At 63.3% G+C, this 14,570-nt stretch carries 16 protein-coding genes; 1 reads left to right on the top strand and 15 read right to left on the bottom strand.

Annotated features, from left to right (window positions below; genetic code table 11):
- The first annotated feature begins 44 nt into the window (after positions 1–44).
- Positions 45–1,040 carry an N-acetyltransferase DgcN gene (gene dgcN, locus GTW25_RS07890; RefSeq protein ID WP_252912040.1) on the top strand — a complete coding sequence of 332 codons (996 nt, stop codon included), beginning with the start codon at positions 45–47 and terminating at the stop codon, positions 1,038–1,040.
- A gap of 72 nt (positions 1,041–1,112) precedes the next feature.
- Here the strand turns inward: dgcN and GTW25_RS07885 are convergent, their stop codons facing one another.
- The 15 genes from GTW25_RS07885 to pheS all read right to left on the bottom strand — a co-directional run bounded on the left by GTW25_RS07885 (position 1,113) and on the right by pheS (position 14,480).
- Positions 1,113–1,577: a DoxX family protein gene (locus GTW25_RS07885; protein WP_252911510.1), complete on the bottom strand. Its 465-nt coding sequence runs from the start codon at positions 1,575–1,577 to the stop codon at positions 1,113–1,115.
- Positions 1,578–1,666: 89 nt separating this feature from the next.
- Positions 1,667–1,978 carry a hypothetical protein gene (locus tag GTW25_RS07880; protein WP_252911509.1) on the bottom strand — a complete coding sequence of 104 codons (312 nt, stop codon included), beginning with the start codon at positions 1,976–1,978 and terminating at the stop codon, positions 1,667–1,669.
- 119 nt (positions 1,979–2,097) lie between these two features.
- Positions 2,098–2,391, bottom strand: a complete 294-nt coding sequence (locus tag GTW25_RS07875) for a DUF1330 domain-containing protein (RefSeq protein WP_252911508.1) — start codon at positions 2,389–2,391, stop codon at positions 2,098–2,100.
- Positions 2,392–2,413: 22 nt separating this feature from the next.
- Positions 2,414–3,115: an orotidine-5'-phosphate decarboxylase gene (gene pyrF, locus GTW25_RS07870; protein ID WP_252911507.1), complete on the bottom strand. Its 702-nt coding sequence runs from the start codon at positions 3,113–3,115 to the stop codon at positions 2,414–2,416.
- A 22-nt stretch (positions 3,116–3,137) separates the two neighbouring features.
- Positions 3,138–3,728 carry an NADPH-dependent FMN reductase gene (locus GTW25_RS07865; protein WP_252911506.1) on the bottom strand — a complete coding sequence of 197 codons (591 nt, stop codon included), beginning with the start codon at positions 3,726–3,728 and terminating at the stop codon, positions 3,138–3,140.
- A gap of 178 nt (positions 3,729–3,906) precedes the next feature.
- Positions 3,907–4,503: a phospholipid N-methyltransferase PmtA gene (gene pmtA / locus GTW25_RS07860; protein ID WP_252911505.1), complete on the bottom strand. Its 597-nt coding sequence runs from the start codon at positions 4,501–4,503 to the stop codon at positions 3,907–3,909.
- Between the two features lie 101 nt (positions 4,504–4,604).
- Positions 4,605–5,732 (bottom strand): molecular chaperone DnaJ, encoded by a 1,128-nt coding sequence (gene dnaJ / locus GTW25_RS07855; RefSeq protein WP_252912039.1) that lies wholly within the window; start codon positions 5,730–5,732, stop codon positions 4,605–4,607.
- Between the two features lie 200 nt (positions 5,733–5,932).
- Complete coding sequence (dnaK, locus tag GTW25_RS07850; RefSeq protein ID WP_290127947.1) at positions 5,933–7,891, bottom strand: molecular chaperone DnaK; 1,959 nt, start codon at positions 7,889–7,891, stop codon at positions 5,933–5,935.
- Positions 7,892–8,038: 147 nt separating this feature from the next.
- A complete protein-coding gene (locus GTW25_RS07845) occupies positions 8,039–9,016 on the bottom strand; it encodes a lysylphosphatidylglycerol synthase transmembrane domain-containing protein (RefSeq protein ID WP_252911503.1) in 978 nt (325 codons plus the stop codon).
- A gap of 63 nt (positions 9,017–9,079) precedes the next feature.
- Positions 9,080–10,066: a Gfo/Idh/MocA family protein gene (locus GTW25_RS07840; protein ID WP_252912038.1), complete on the bottom strand. Its 987-nt coding sequence runs from the start codon at positions 10,064–10,066 to the stop codon at positions 9,080–9,082.
- Between the two features lie 2 nt (positions 10,067–10,068).
- Positions 10,069–12,474: a phenylalanine--tRNA ligase subunit beta gene (gene pheT / locus GTW25_RS07835; RefSeq protein WP_252911502.1), complete on the bottom strand. Its 2,406-nt coding sequence runs from the start codon at positions 12,472–12,474 to the stop codon at positions 10,069–10,071.
- Between the two features lie 21 nt (positions 12,475–12,495).
- Positions 12,496–12,894: a GFA family protein gene (locus tag GTW25_RS07830; protein ID WP_252911501.1), complete on the bottom strand. Its 399-nt coding sequence runs from the start codon at positions 12,892–12,894 to the stop codon at positions 12,496–12,498.
- Between the two features lie 2 nt (positions 12,895–12,896).
- Complete coding sequence (locus GTW25_RS07825) at positions 12,897–13,175, bottom strand: DUF2442 domain-containing protein (protein ID WP_252911500.1); 279 nt, start codon at positions 13,173–13,175, stop codon at positions 12,897–12,899.
- Positions 13,144–13,392: a DUF4160 domain-containing protein gene (locus GTW25_RS07820; RefSeq protein WP_252911499.1), complete on the bottom strand. Its 249-nt coding sequence runs from the start codon at positions 13,390–13,392 to the stop codon at positions 13,144–13,146. Before GTW25_RS07820 ends, GTW25_RS07825 begins: the two co-directional genes overlap by 32 nt.
- Positions 13,393–13,394: 2 nt before the next feature.
- Positions 13,395–14,480 (bottom strand): phenylalanine--tRNA ligase subunit alpha, encoded by a 1,086-nt coding sequence (gene pheS / locus GTW25_RS07815; RefSeq protein WP_252911498.1) that lies wholly within the window; start codon positions 14,478–14,480, stop codon positions 13,395–13,397.
- Between the last annotated feature and the right edge of the window lie 90 nt (positions 14,481–14,570).

Genomic DNA, 14,570 nt, shown 5'->3' with positions numbered 1-14,570 from the left:
CTCCGGAATGCGACAAGCACGAAGACCAATCATGCGAGACTGAAATGCTCAAGACCCCTTACCTCCTCTTCCTGGGCGATGTGCCCGATCCGCTTGCCGCCAAGGTGGCCAACGGCATCAAGGACTGGCGGCCGGACCTGTCGGTCGGCCAGTACCGGATGGATGGCTGCAAGGCCGATCTCGGCCTGACGGACATGACGATATCGCAGGCGAAGGCGGCCGGCGCACAGACGCTCGTCATCGGCGCGGCCAATCGCGGCGGCGTCATCTCGAAGGAGTGGGTCGCGGTCATGCTGGAAGCCATCGAGGCCGGCATGGACGTCGCCTCGGGCCTGCACGACCTGCTGCGCGAGGTGCCAGAACTCGTCGAAGCGGCCGAGCGCCATGGCGTCAGGCTGATCGACGTGCGCATTCCCACGGTCGACTATCCCATCGCCAACGGTGTCCCGCGCAAGGGCAGGCGTTGCCTTGCGGTCGGCACGGACTGCTCGGTCGGCAAGATGTACACCGCGCTCGCCATGGAAAAGGTGATGCGCGAACGCGGCATGAACGCCTCCTTCCGCGCCACCGGCCAGACCGGCATCCTGATCACCGGCGAGGGCGTGCCGCTCGACGCCGTCATCGCCGACTTCATGGCCGGATCCATCGAATGGCTGACGCCCGACAATGACGAAGACCACTGGGATTTGATCGAAGGACAAGGCAGCCTGTTCCACGCCTCCTATTCGGGCGTGACGCTGGCGCTGATCCATGGCGGCCAGCCCGATGCGCTGGTTCTGTGCCACGAGCCGACGCGCGCGCATATGCGCGGCCTGCCGGGCTACAAGCTGCCTTCGCTCGACGCCCTGCGCGACCTCGCGGTCCAGATGGCGCGTATGGTCAATCCCGATGTGAAGGTGATCGGCATCTCGGTCAACACGGCTGGCATGAGCGAGGCCGAGGCGCGCGCTTATCTGGCGAAGGTGGAGGCCGAGATGGGCCTGCCCGCCATCGACCCGTTCCGCGACGGTGCCGACCGTCTCGTCGACGCGCTCGCCTGAACGAGAAGAACGGTTCCCGCACCTGTGCGCGGGAACCGCTGGCGGGGGCGCGCGAAGGCGCCCCCTGACGGATCAGAACTGCCGGCCGATCGCGCCGTCCACCGAGTATTTGTTTCCGCCCCGCACGACGAAGAGGAACGTCGCGGCCGCCCAGATCAGCGACAGCTCGGCTCCCGAATAGCCCTGTTCAAGCTGGATCCAGTGGAACCAGACGGTGACGAGCAGGACGAAGGTCGCCGCCAGCGCCACCGGCCGCGTCAAAAGGCCGATGAGAAGCAGGAAACCGCCGACGAATTCGGTCGTCGCGAGTGCGGGCGACCAGAACCAGCCGGGATAAAAGCCGATGCCTTCGACCATTTGAACGGCGCCGAGTGGCGCCTGGATCTTCGGCCAGCCATGCGCCATCAGCGCAAAGCCGATGACGACGCGCAAAAGCGTTTCGGAAATATCGTTCAGCGCCGCATAGACGGGTTTGAGGCGAGGCAGGATGAGGGTTTGCGACTTCGGGGAAGCCGTTGTGAAAGTGGTATCGGTCATGTTGATGAACTCCATCGCGAGCGCTCGTTTCCTAAGGCTCGACGTATCGATTTCGTCCCGCTGGGGACGCGAATGAATGTGGATGGAGTTCAGGCGCGGGGCGGTCGCTTCGGATTTCGAGGCGTCAGCCCGTCATCGGTCGTCCCGGATGCGGCGGCGTGGACCTGGCCGCCGGACCGGCACAAATACGTCCCGCTGGAGGCCAGATAAGGCCCCAGACATTTCGAGGATTTCTCGGCCGTTCCGCCTTTGACGGGCACGGCCGCCGGATCGATGCAGAACTCGCCGTTTTCCATGGTGACGCAGCCCGACCCGGAATCCGTCTCGGGGCTCGCGGCCGAAGCGGCGAACGTCGCCGCAAGCAGCGAAAAGATCATCGCGAGGGAAAGCAGGAGTTTCATGCGACCAGCGGAGCGGGGACCAAAGCCAATGTCGCTCTTTTAATGGCAGCACCGCGCCATGTGCAAGGCTGCCGCGATCCCGTTTCGGTGAACACTGAGGTCAGTGCGCGTGCCCTCGATCAGCCATCGTAGCCGTCGACGATGATCATCTCGGCGTCCGCGACTTCCTGACGGATGGCCTTGGCTGCCTGATACTCGGCCGAATTGTAGCAGTCGAGCGCGGCCTGCATGGACGGAAATTCGATGACGACATTGCGACCGCGTCCCTTGCCTTCCATCGCATGATAGGTGCCGCCGCGCGCGAGGAATTTCGCGCCATAGCGCTCGAAAGCCGGCTTTGCCGTCGACACGTAATCCTTGTAGCGCTCGGCGTCGCGAACCTCGACATGCGCGACCCAGTATCCCTTGGTCATGTTTTCCTCCCTGTTGCGGCGCTCAGGCGCCTTTCATTTCATCGAGAATTGCAGATGCCGCCGCGCGTCGATCGGGTGCGGCGATGATCGGTCGCGCGACGACGAGGTGGCTCGCACCGGCCTTGAGTGCGTCCGCCGGCGTGACGACGCGCTTTTGGTCGCCATGATCGGCACCGGTCGGGCGGATGCCGGGCGTGACGACGGCCATGTCCGGCCCGACGATGCCGCGCACCGCGCGCGCCTCGGCGGCCGAGCAGACGATGCCGCCCATGCCGGCTTCGCGGGCCTGTGCCGCACGCCTGGCAACGAGCGAAGCGGCATCGTCGCCATATCCCGCTTCGATGAGATCGGCGTCGTCCATCGACGTCAGCACCGTGACGCCGAGCAGGCAGATGTCGCTTCCCTTCGCCGCCTCGACCGCCGCGCGCATCGCCTTGGGATAGGCGTGCAACGTCAACATGGTGACGCCCATCCGGGCGATGTTCTCGACGCCCTTGGCGACGGTGTTGTCGATGTCGAGCAGCTTCATGTCGAGGAAGACGGACTTGCCGCTTGCCGCAAGATCGCGCGCGAAGTCGAGGCCGCCGGCGAAGGCGAGCTGGTAGCCGATCTTGTAGAAGGAAACGAGATTGCCGAGTTCGGCGACGGCGCGCTCGGCCTCGGCAAGGGTAGGCAGGTCCAGTCCGACGATCAGGCGGCTGTCAGGCATGGCATCATGTGTCATGGTTTCCCCTCGGTCGGCTGCATCAGGCGCTGACGCGCGGCGATTTCAGATTTGCGTGGTCGATCAGCGTCTTGCAAAGCCGCTCCATGCCCTTGCGGAGCCGGTCGTCCTTGAACGCACCGTTTTCCTCGAACGCCGAACCCCCGTTCGGCACCGAAACCTGCGGCGCGATGACGTCGGCCTGTATGTGGGACAGCACGGCGCGCAGATGCGCGCCGCTCCGGATCCCCGCGAAATGACCAGCGGATGAGGAACACAGCGCCATCACCTTGCCGTTGAAGGGGCGCACCGGACGCCCGTCGATCTTCGACACGCGGCTGATCCAGTCGATCGCGTTCTTCACGAGCGGAGGGATCGAGCCGTTATATTCGGGTGTCGCGATCAGAACGGCGTCGTGACCATCGAACAGGCCGGCGAGCTTGACGGCGTTCTGCGGCACGCCCTTTTCGCTCTCCAGATCCTCGTCCATCAACGGCAGCGGATAGTCGGCCAGCGAGATGCGCGTGACGTCCGCGCCTTGAACCGCCAGTTCCTTGTGGGCCAGATCTGCCGTCTTGCCGCTGTAAGCCCCACTTCGGATGGAGCCGGCAAAAACGAGAATCTTCGGGGTCATGAGGCAGTTGTTCCTGTGCTCGTCGGCGTCCTATAGAGCATGATGCAGCGAAGTGGAATCACTTGCCGTCGCAGATATGCGGCAAAATAGGAACCTGGACCATGATGTCGTCCGAAAACCGGTTCCCACTTTTCGGCATCATGGTCCGACCGATGGAAGCAGGTTGTCAAAACGGCCGCTATGCCTGCGGGCGGCGATAGAGCCAGAGCTGCGTAGGCGGGAAATTGCGCAGCACGAAATCGAGGTGCTCGACCACATAGTCGCCCTTGCCGGCGGGGACGGGCGATCTCGGCCCATAGGTAAGCTGGACGACCGGCCGTCCGGGCGGGACGCGGTTCAGCAGATCGTCGACATAGGCGACGCGCTGGTCGACCGGGAAGTTCAAGAGCGGCACGCCCGACACGATCGTATCGAAGACGAGGCCGCGATCCTCGCCGAGCGTATCATCGAGGTTGAAGGCGTCGCCCTCGATGATGTTCACGTCGGGAAACTGCTCGACCAGATGCTCCACGAAATCGGCGGAGTATTCGATGGAGTAAAGCTTTTCGGGGGGAATGCCGCGCTCCAGGATCGCCTTGGTGATGACGCCGGTGCCGGGGCCGAGTTCGAGAACGGGAAGACCCGAATCGGAATTGATGACGGATGCCATGCGCCGCGCCGTGACGGAACTCGTCGGGATCACCGAACCGACCGCGCGCGGCTGGTCGAGCCAGCCCTTGAGAAATTTCAATTCCTCGTCGAAGCGCCGCGTCAGCCGCTGCAATCCGTTCTTCATGCGTCCATCCCTTCGATTCGCTGTGCAAGGGACCATGCCGGCGCCAAGCAGACAAGCATTATCCGGGCCAATCGATCACAGGATTTCGTGATGAGAGAATGTCAGTTGCCGAAGGACTCGAAGAAATCCTTCATGCGGCTGAAGAAACCGGAGGCTTGCGGACTGTTCTCCGTCGATGACAATTCCTCGAACTCCTGCAGCAGCTCCCGCTGTCTCTTCGACAGGCTCTGCGGCGTTTCGACAGCGACCTGAATGTAGAGATCGCCGACCTGATTCTGGCGAAGGACCGGCATGCCCTTTCCGCGCATGCGAAACTGGCGGCCGTGCTGCGTGCCCTCGGGAACCTTTACGCGCGTTTGCGTGCCGTCGAGCGTGGCGACCTCGAAGCCGCCGCCGAGCGCGGCCGTCGTCATCGAAATGGGCACCTTGCAATACAAATCGGCACCGTCGCGCTGGAAGAATTCATGCGGCTTGAGCGACAGGAAGATATAGAGATCGCCCGAAGGTCCGCCGCGCAGCCCCGCCTCGCCCTCGCCGGACAGGCGGATGCGCGTCCCGTCCTCGATGCCGGCGGGAATGTTCACCGACAGCGCGCGCTCCTCGGTGACGCGGCCCTGCCCGGCGCATTTGCGGCACGGGTCCTGGATCGTCTGGCCGCGCCCCTGACATTGCGGACAGGTGCGCTCGATGGAAAAGAAACCCTGCGCCGCGCGCACGCGGCCCGAGCCTGAGCACATCGAGCAGGTGACGGGCTGGGTGCCGGGCTTCGCGCCCGAACCGGTGCATTCGTCGCACACCATCGAAGAGGGAACGCGAATCTGCGCGGTCTTGCCGGCAAAGGCTTCCTCGAGCGTGACTTCCATGTTGTAGCGCAAATCCGCGCCGCGATTGCTGGCGCCGCCGCGCCGGCGTCCGCCCATCATGTCGCCGAAGATATCTTCGAAGATATCGGCGAAGCCACCACCCTGTCCGAACCCACCGCCGCCGCCGCCGAAGCCGCCGCCATTCTCAAAAGCGGCATGGCCGAAGCGGTCATAGGCCGCCCGTTTCTGGGGGTCCTTCAACGCCTCATAGGCTTCGTTGATGTCCTTGAACTTGCGCTCCGCATCCGCATTGTCGGGATTGCGGTCGGGATGGTACTGCATGGCCAGCTTGCGGAAGGCGACCTTCAATTCCTTCTCGTCGGCGCTCTTTTGCACTCCGAGGGTCTCGTAAAAGCAGGCCTTCATGGTCATCCCTGGCTGGTCTCGATCATCTGGCTATGGGGCTTCGCGGCACTCGAAACGGCGTTACGCCAGCGCTCGATTTAGGAAGCCCGAGCCTCCTATGCCATAGCGCCGGCAAAGAGCCACGCGCATTTCGGCAACAATTCGCATCAAAAACGAAGAAACCCGGCGCAAGGCCGGGTTCCCCGTTCGTCTTCGTGCAATCAGGCGGACTTCTTCTTGTCGTCGTTGTCGTCGATTTCCTCGAAATCGGCATCGACCACGTCTTCGCCGCTCTTGGCGGCATCCGCCTTGGCGTCGGCTTCGGCAGCTTCCGCCTGGCTGGCCTCATACATGGCCTGACCGAGCTTCATGGACACTTCGGCCAGCGTATTCGTCTTGGCCGTGATGTCCTCCGCATCGTCGCCTTCGACGGCGGTGCGCAGGTCGGCAATCGCGGTCTCGATCGCCTGACGATCCTCGGCCGAAACCTTGTCGCCGTAATCCTTGAGCGACTTCTCGGACGAGTGGATCAGGCTTTCGGCCTGGTTCTTCGCCTCGACGGCTGCGCGACGCTTCTTGTCGGTGTCGGCATTCGCCTCGGCGTCCTTGACCATCTTCTCGATGTCCGCGTCGGAAAGGCCCCCCGACGCCTGGATGCGGATCTGGTGCTCCTTGCCGGTGCCCTTGTCCTTGGCCGAGACGTTGACGATGCCGTTGGCGTCGATGTCGAACGCGACCTCGATCTGCGGCACGCCGCGCGGTGCGGGCGGAATGCCGACGAGGTCGAACTGGCCGAGCGCCTTGTTGTCGGCGGCCATTTCGCGCTCACCCTGGAAGACGCGGATCGTCACGGCCGACTGGTTGTCCTCGGCGGTGGAGAAGGTCTGCGACTTCTTGGTCGGGATCGTCGTGTTGCGGTCGATGAGGCGCGTGAACACGCCGCCCAGCGTCTCGATGCCGAGCGACAGCGGCGTCACGTCGAGCAGTAGCACGTCCTTGACGTCGCCCTGCAGAACGCCGGCCTGGATGGCCGCACCCATGGCGACGACTTCGTCCGGGTTGACGCCCTTGTGCGGCTCCTTGCCGAAGAACTGCTTCACGACCTCATGCACCTTGGGCATGCGCGTCATGCCGCCGACGAGGACGACTTCGTCGACTTCGCCCGCATTGAGGCCGGCATCCTTGAGCGCCGCCTTGCAGGGGCCGACGGTGCGCTGCACGAGATCGTCGACGAGGCTCTCGAACTTGGCGCGCGTGAGCTTCATCGTCAGGTGCTTCGGACCGGTCTGGTCGGCCGTGATGAAGGGCAGGTTGATCTCGGTCTGCGCGGAAGAGGAAAGCTCGATCTTCGCCTTCTCGGCGGCTTCCTTGAGGCGCTGCAGGGCCAGCTTGTCGCCCTTCAAATCGATGCCCTGTTCCTTCTTGAACTCGCCCGCGAGGTATTCGACGAGGCGCATGTCGAAATCCTCGCCGCCGAGGAACGTGTCGCCATTGGTCGACTTCACCTCGAACACGCCATCGCCGATCTCGAGAATCGAGATGTCGAACGTGCCGCCGCCAAGATCGTAAACGGCGATGGTCTTGCCGTCCTTCTTGTCGAGGCCATAGGCGAGCGCGGCAGCCGTCGGCTCGTTGATGATGCGCAGGACTTCAAGGCCGGCAATCTTGCCGGCATCCTTGGTGGCCTGACGCTGGGCGTCGTTGAAATAGGCCGGAACGGTGATCACGGCCTTCTCGACCTTCTCGCCGAGATAGGATTCGGCGGTTTCCTTCATCTTCTGAAGGATCATCGCGGAAATCTGCGAGGGGGAATAATCGGTCTCGTGCGCCTTCACCCAGGCGTCGCCATTGCCCGCCTTGATGATCTGGTAGGGCACCATGCCCTTGTCCTTCTGCGTGGTCGGATCGTCGAAGGTGCGGCCGATCAGGCGCTTGATCGCAAAGAGGGTGTTTTCCGGGTTCGTGACCGCCTGGCGCTTGGCCGGCTGGCCGACGAGGCGCTCGCCGTCGCCCGTGAATGCGACGATCGAAGGCGTCGTGCGCGCGCCTTCCGCGTTCTCGATCACCTTCGCGTCCTTGCCATCCATGACGGCGACGCAGGAATTGGTCGTTCCAAGGTCGATACCGATTACTTTAGCCATTTTTCTTGTCTCCGCTTGGCAGGCCGTCTTTGGACCCAATGAGGCGTTCCGGACGACGGCCCCCGTTTCAGTGAAAGTGCCGCGCGCGAGCTTTTGCAGTGCCCGTCGCAACTGTGCGGCGTATATAAGAAGGGCCAATTTGGGACGCAAGTCGGTCCAGGCAATCAATCCACCGTCAAAGCCCGGTCAGGGTGTTTCCGGTTTTGCCGTTGCCTTCCCCGAGAGTTGCGCGCGCTCGAAACCGAGCACCACGAACAGCGACAGGACAAGTGGAATGATCAGGTAGAGAAGCCGGAACACGAAGAGCGCGGCCAGAACGTCGACCGGGTCCATCTCCGGCAGGCCGGTGATGAACACCAGTTCCAGAACGCCGATGCCGCCCGGCGCATGGCTCAGCAACGCGACCGAGAAGGAGACGAGGAAAATGCCGAGCACGATGAAGTAACCGGGGTTTCCCGCTTCCGGCAACACGAAATAGACGATGGCGGCGGCGCAGGCGAGTTCGAGCGGTGCGATGACGAGCTGGCGCGAGACGATCGGCAGGCGCGGATAGGTCAGCTCGAAGGAGCCGATCTTGAGCGGGCGCAGTTTCAGCCAGCTACCCAGGACGTAGATGGCGATCAGTGCGAGGATGAAAAGCCCCGTCGTCGTCGAAGCCTCGACCGGGAGAACGTCGACGAAACGCTCGGTGATGTCCGGCTTGATGAGCAGCACCAGCCCGGTCAGGAGCAGCGTCCCGAGCGCGAACGTAAACGAGCAGAAGGCGACGAGAACGCCGACCTCGGACGCCGTCAGCCCTTTCGAGGAATAGGCGCGGTAGCGCACCAGCGCCCCGGAAAAGACGGATGCGCCGATATTGTGCGCAAGGGCATAGGTGGTGAACGAGCAGAGTGAGATGAAGAGCCAGCCCACCTTTCGCTTCAGGTGCATCAGCGCGAGGTGATCATATCCGGCCAGCGCGGCATAAGCGCCGAGCGTGGCGATGACGGCGAGGCACCAGTCGCGCGCGCCGATGGCCACGAAACTGTCCCAGAACTCGTCGAGCGAGGTTCCGCGCAATTCCTTGGCAAGAAGCCAGATCGACAAGGCGACGGCGCAAAGACCGATCAGAGCCCAGACCTTGTTCTTCAGCGTTCCATCTCCCGAATCAATCCCCATTCCCATTGATCTATCGATCACGCAAAATGTCGAGTTGAAATATTAACGGAGCGTACATTCGCTCGCCGCTCAGACGAATTCCCATCCGTCCTTTTCGCCCGCCCGGTATGACGCGTTCACGACAAGCTGGTTGCGCAGGGAATCTTCGAGCGAGAAGATGGCGATGTCTTGACCGCGTGCCCGCGCGGCGAACGCCTCGACCTGAATCCGGTATTGCCGTGTGCCGGGAAACCGGAAAACGCGCGCTTCGACGCGGCGCTGGTCGTGAAGTTCGATGCGGTGGTGATCGAAATCGCCCGCATTGAAGGGCGCATGGACGGAAATGAAACCGTCCTCCCCGTGGAAGACCATTTCCTGCCGCAGGGCCATCTGGGTCGAGCAGTAGAAGGACAGTTCGAAATCGCAGAAATCGGCGGTCACATCGGCGAGGATGTCGGTTCGAAAATCGCGGTCCCGCTTGACCGTCGCGCGAACGCGTTTCGGCTCCGCGCCCGTGGCGAGGCGGGTCGTGACGATCGGATAGACACCGATATCGGGCAGCGCGCCGCCGCCGAGATCGAGCCTGTTGCGCATATTGTCGGGGTCGCGGTTGAAGTAGGTAAATGCGCCCTGGACCTTCCGCAGCCGGCCGATCGCGCCGGCGGCGATCAGGTCGCGCACCTTCGCCCATTGCGGATGGTAGAAGACCATGAAGGCTTCGGAAACAACAACGCCGTTGCGGTCCCGCGCGGCGATGACCGGCTCGATGTCGGCGGCTTTGAGCGCCAGCGGCTTTTCCACCAGCACATGCTTGCCGGCATCGGCGGCCCGGATCGCCCATTCGGCGTGTTCGGAGGTCGGCAGCGGAATATAGACGCCGTCGATGGCATCGGATGCGAGGAGGTCGTCGTAGGAGCCGAAAGAATGGGGCGCGCCGAACCGTGTCGCGAGCGCCGCCGCCCGCGCACCGTCGCGGCTGGCGATGCCCGCCAGCACGCCGTTTTCCGATTCGAGGATCGCCGGGATCACATGATCCCGCGCGATCTTCGCGGTCGACAGGACGCCCCAGCGGAACATCGTCACGCCCTCAGGACCCCGCCCGTCGACTTCTCCACATTGGCGACGATCTTGGCCGCCAACGCCTCGAAATCCTCGTCGGTCAATGTGCGATCAGCGGGCTGGATCGCGACCTCGATGGCGACGGACTTCTTGTCGGCGCCGAGCGAAGAACCTTCGAAGATATCGAAGACGCGCACGTCCGAAACGAGCTTCTTGTCCGCCCCGGACGCGGCCTTGACGATCGCAGCGGACTCGATCCCCTTGTCGACGACGAAGGCGAAATCGCGCTTCACCGCCTGGAAGGGCGAGAGTTCGAGCTTCGGCTTGGTCCGCGTCGCCTTGGCCTTCGGCTCGGGGATCGCGTCGAGAAACACCTCGAAGCCGGCGAGCGGGCCGGCGGCGTCGAGCGCGTCCAGCGTCTTCGGATGGAATTCGCCGAACGTGCCCAGCACCATCTTCGGCCCAAGCTTGATCGTGCCCGAACGGCCGGGGTGATACCACGCCGGGCCGCCCGCCTCGACCTGAAGCTTGTCGACCGGCGCGCCGGCCGCTTCGAGGGCCGCGAAGGCGTCGGCCTTGGCGTCGAAGACGCCGACGGGGCCTGCATTGCCCGCCCAGTTGCGGCCCGAACCATCGAGCTTCGCCGTACCGCGACGGATGCCTGCCGCCACGCGCCGCTGGCCGTCCGGTGCATCGCTTTCATAGGTTCCCGACACTTCGAACAGCGCGACATCATTCAGCCCGCGATCGGCATTGCGCTGCGCGGCTGCGATCAGCCCCGGCAAAAGCGACGGGCGCATGTCGGACATGTCGGCGGCGATCGGGTTTGCAAGCTTGAGCGCTGTGGTCCCGCCGCCGAAAAGTTCGGCATGGGCGGCCGGGATGAACGACCATGTGACGGCCTCCATCATGCCGCGCACGGCCAGCGCCCGCTTCGTTGCGCGCGTGCGAATCTGAATCGGCGTCAGCATCTTCGAATTGACCGCGCCGAAGGACGGCAATGGTTGCGGCGCGATGTTGTCGACACCGTAAAGTCGCATGACTTCCTCGACGATGTCGGCCTTGCCGTCGACGTCGGGACGCCAGGACGGCACGGCGACCTCGATCGCCTCACCCTTGTCCTGCGGTGCGAAGCCGAGGCGGTCGAGGATCGAGATCGATTCGTTCTTCGAGACGTCCAACCCCGTCAGGCGCTTGACCTCCGAAGCTGGCATCGAGATGCGCTTCGCCTCGTAGCCAGCATAGCCGGTGACCTGCGTTTCGCTCGCCGTGCCGCCGCAGATGTCGAGAACGAGCCGCGTCGCCAACTCGATGCCCGGCACCATGAATTCGGGATCGACGCCGCGCTCGAAGCGATAGCGCGCATCGGTGATGATGCCGAGCGCGCGCCCCGTCTGCGCCACGTTGATCGGGTTCCACAGCGCCGATTCGATCAGCACGTCGCTTGTGTTCTCGTCGCAGCCCGAATGCTCGCCGCCCATGATGCCAGCGATGGATTCGACGCCGTTCTCGTCAGTGATGACGCACATGCCTTGCTTCAAGGTGTATTCGCGCGTGTCGAGCGCCAGCACCTTTTCGCCATCCCGCGCCGAGCGAACGGTGAGGTCGCCTTTGACCTTGGCGGCGTCGAAAACGTGGAGCGGACGGCCACGATCGAATGTGACGTAATTGGTGATGTCGACCAGGGCGTTGATCGGGCGAAGGCCGATGGAGATCAAACGCTGCTGCATCCATTTCGGCGAAGCGCCGTTCTTGACGCCCTTTACCAGCCGCAGCGCGAAGCCGGGGCAAAGCTCGCCGTCCTCGATCATCACCTTCACTGGGGTCTCGCCGGTTCCGGCCACAGGCTTGACCGGTGATGTCTTCAGCGTACCGAGACCCGAGGCGGCCAGATCGCGCGCGATGCCATGGACGCTCGTCGCATCCGGCCGGTTGGGCGTCAAATTGATCTCGATCACCGGATCGTCGAGCTTCGCATAGGTCGCGAACGGCGTGCCGACCGGCGCATCTGCGGGCAGGTCGATGATGCCGTCATGCGCGTCCGAAAGCTGCAATTCGCGCTCCGAGCACATCATGCCGTGGCTTTCGACGCCTCTGATCTTGCCGACGGACAAAGTCACGTCGATGCCCGGAACATATGCGCCCGGCGCGGCGAACGCGCCGACAAGACCTTCGCGCGCATTCGGCGCGCCGCACACGACCTGTATGGGTTGGCCGTCGCCGGTATCCACCATCAGCACGCGCAGCTTGTCGGCGTCGGGATGCTGGACGGCGCTGACGACCTTCGCGATGACGAACGGCTTCAGCGCCGCCTTGTCGTCGACCGCCTCGACCTCAAGGCCGATCATGGTCAGTCGCTCGCAGATCTCGTCGAGCGAGGCGTCGGTGTCCAGGTGGTCCTTGAGCCAGGAAAGCGTGAATTTCATCGTGTTCGTCCAGTCTGAAGGTCAGCGTTCGACGGAAAAGCCGTTGAAGCGTGGAAGGTCGTCATCAATGTGAAGGAACGGCAGTTGCCGTTCCACAAAGGCATGGCGTGTGGGCGGATAATTTTCCGGATCGTCCATGAAGCCGAGCGACAGATAGATTTCACCCGGCAGTCTTTCGTCGCGATAGCCGATCTGGCTTCCGCAATGCTCACAGAACGACCGCGTCACACCACCCGCGCGCCACGTCTTCGGCTCGCCGTGCCATGTCAGATGCTCGTCGCGAAAGCCCACAAACGCCATGACCGGCGCGCCGGTCTGCTTGCGGCAATCGCGGCAATGGCAATAGGAGCGGAAGGTCGGCTCGGCGGAAGCGTCGAGCGCGATCAGGCCGCAGCGGCAGGAACCTGTGTGGATCGTCATGATTACTCTGCCGCGATCTGCGGCTTGACCGCGTCCGGATACTTCCACCCGCTCAGCATTCCGCGCACGGAAAGATCCTCGTCTACGTCCGGCCAGTGAACGCCGTCCAGCATCAATTCCACCTTGTTTCTCTCGGAAGCGGTCGCTGCCAGAAGCCGGGGATACCACCATAGCGGGGTAACGACTTCCCTTCCATCTCCCAGCCGCACATGCAGACTGGACGGGTCGCACCACGCCTCTATCGGACGCTCACTGTCCGGATACGGATTTGAAGAATTCATCCCACGCCTCCAGAAACTCGTTCCTGTGCTCGTTGGCAACTTCGAGGATACGCTTCAAGTCGGAACTCTTGAAGCCTTGATGTTCGGCGAACTCGACCGCGTTCAGCCAAACCTTCGCCTTGCCGCCCTGGCCCGACGCGTGAATGTGCGGCGGCTCGCCCATATCCGATCCGTAGAAATGGAACCGGATACCGTATTTGCGCAAGACCGTCGGCATACCTAGCTCGACAACCCCCCGAACAGCGTCGGCATGTCGAGCGGGCGGAAGCCGTAATGCGACAGCCAGCGCACATCCGCGTCGAAGAAGGCGCGCAAATCCGGCATGCCGTATTTCAGCATGGCGATGCGGTCGATGCCCATGCCCCAGGCGAAACCCTGATATTCATCCGGGTCGAGGCCGCCGGCGCGCAGCACGTTCGGGTGAACCATGCCGCAGCCGAGGATTTCCATCCAGTCGCTGCCTTCGCCGAAGCGCACTTCGCCGGGCCGCGATCGGTCGCACTGGATGTCGACCTCCATCGATGGCTCGGTGAAGGGGAAGAAGGACGGGCGGAATCGCATCTTCACCTGCGGCACCTCGAAGAACGCCTTGCAGAACTCTTCGAGCACCCACTTCATGTTGGCGACGTTGGCGGTCTTGTCGACCACCAGACCCTCGACCTGATGGAACATCGGCGAATGGGTGGCGTCGGAATCCTGCCGGTAGGTCTTGCCGGGAATGACGATGCGGATCGGCGGCTTTTGCGTCTCCATCGTGCGGATTTGCACCGGCGAGGTGTGCGTGCGCAAAAGCTTTCTTTCGCCCGCCTCATTCGGCTGGAAGAAGAACGTGTCGTGCATCTCGCGCGCCGGATGGCCTTCGGGGAAGTTCAGCGCGGTGAAATTGTAATAGTCCGTCTCGACGTCCGGCCCCTCGGCGATGGCGAAGCCGAGATCGCCGAAGATCGCCGTAATCTCGTCGATTACCTGGCTGATCGGGTGGATGCGTCCGCGCTCGGCCGGCGACTGGCGAACGGGAAGTGTCACATCGAGTTTTTCTGCGGTAAGACGCGCGTCGATCGCCGCGTCGCGCAATTCGCTCTTGCGTGCTGCGATCGCGTCGGTGACGCGCTGCTTCAGGCCGTTGATCGCCGGTCCCATCGTCTGGCGCTCCTCGGGGCTCATTGCACCGAGTGTCTTGAGTTTTTCGGAAACCGAACCCTTCTTGCCGAGCGCAGCGATCCGCAACTCTTCGAGCGAGCCTTCGTCGGAAGCTGCGGCAACGCCGGCCATTACCATCGTTTCGAGTGTGTCGAGTTCGCTCATCGGATCGTCATCCACTGATCTTGGTTCAGGCAAGGAAAAACCCGCGCCGGTTGTCCAGCGCGGGTTCCCAATTATCAAATTCGCAGGGTT

This window comes from Aliihoeflea aestuarii (assembly GCF_024105665.1).
GTDB lineage: Bacteria > Pseudomonadota > Alphaproteobacteria > Rhizobiales > Rhizobiaceae > Aliihoeflea > Aliihoeflea aestuarii.
Note: the sequence above shows the minus strand (reverse complement) of the source record. Positions and strands in the feature narration are given on the sequence as shown.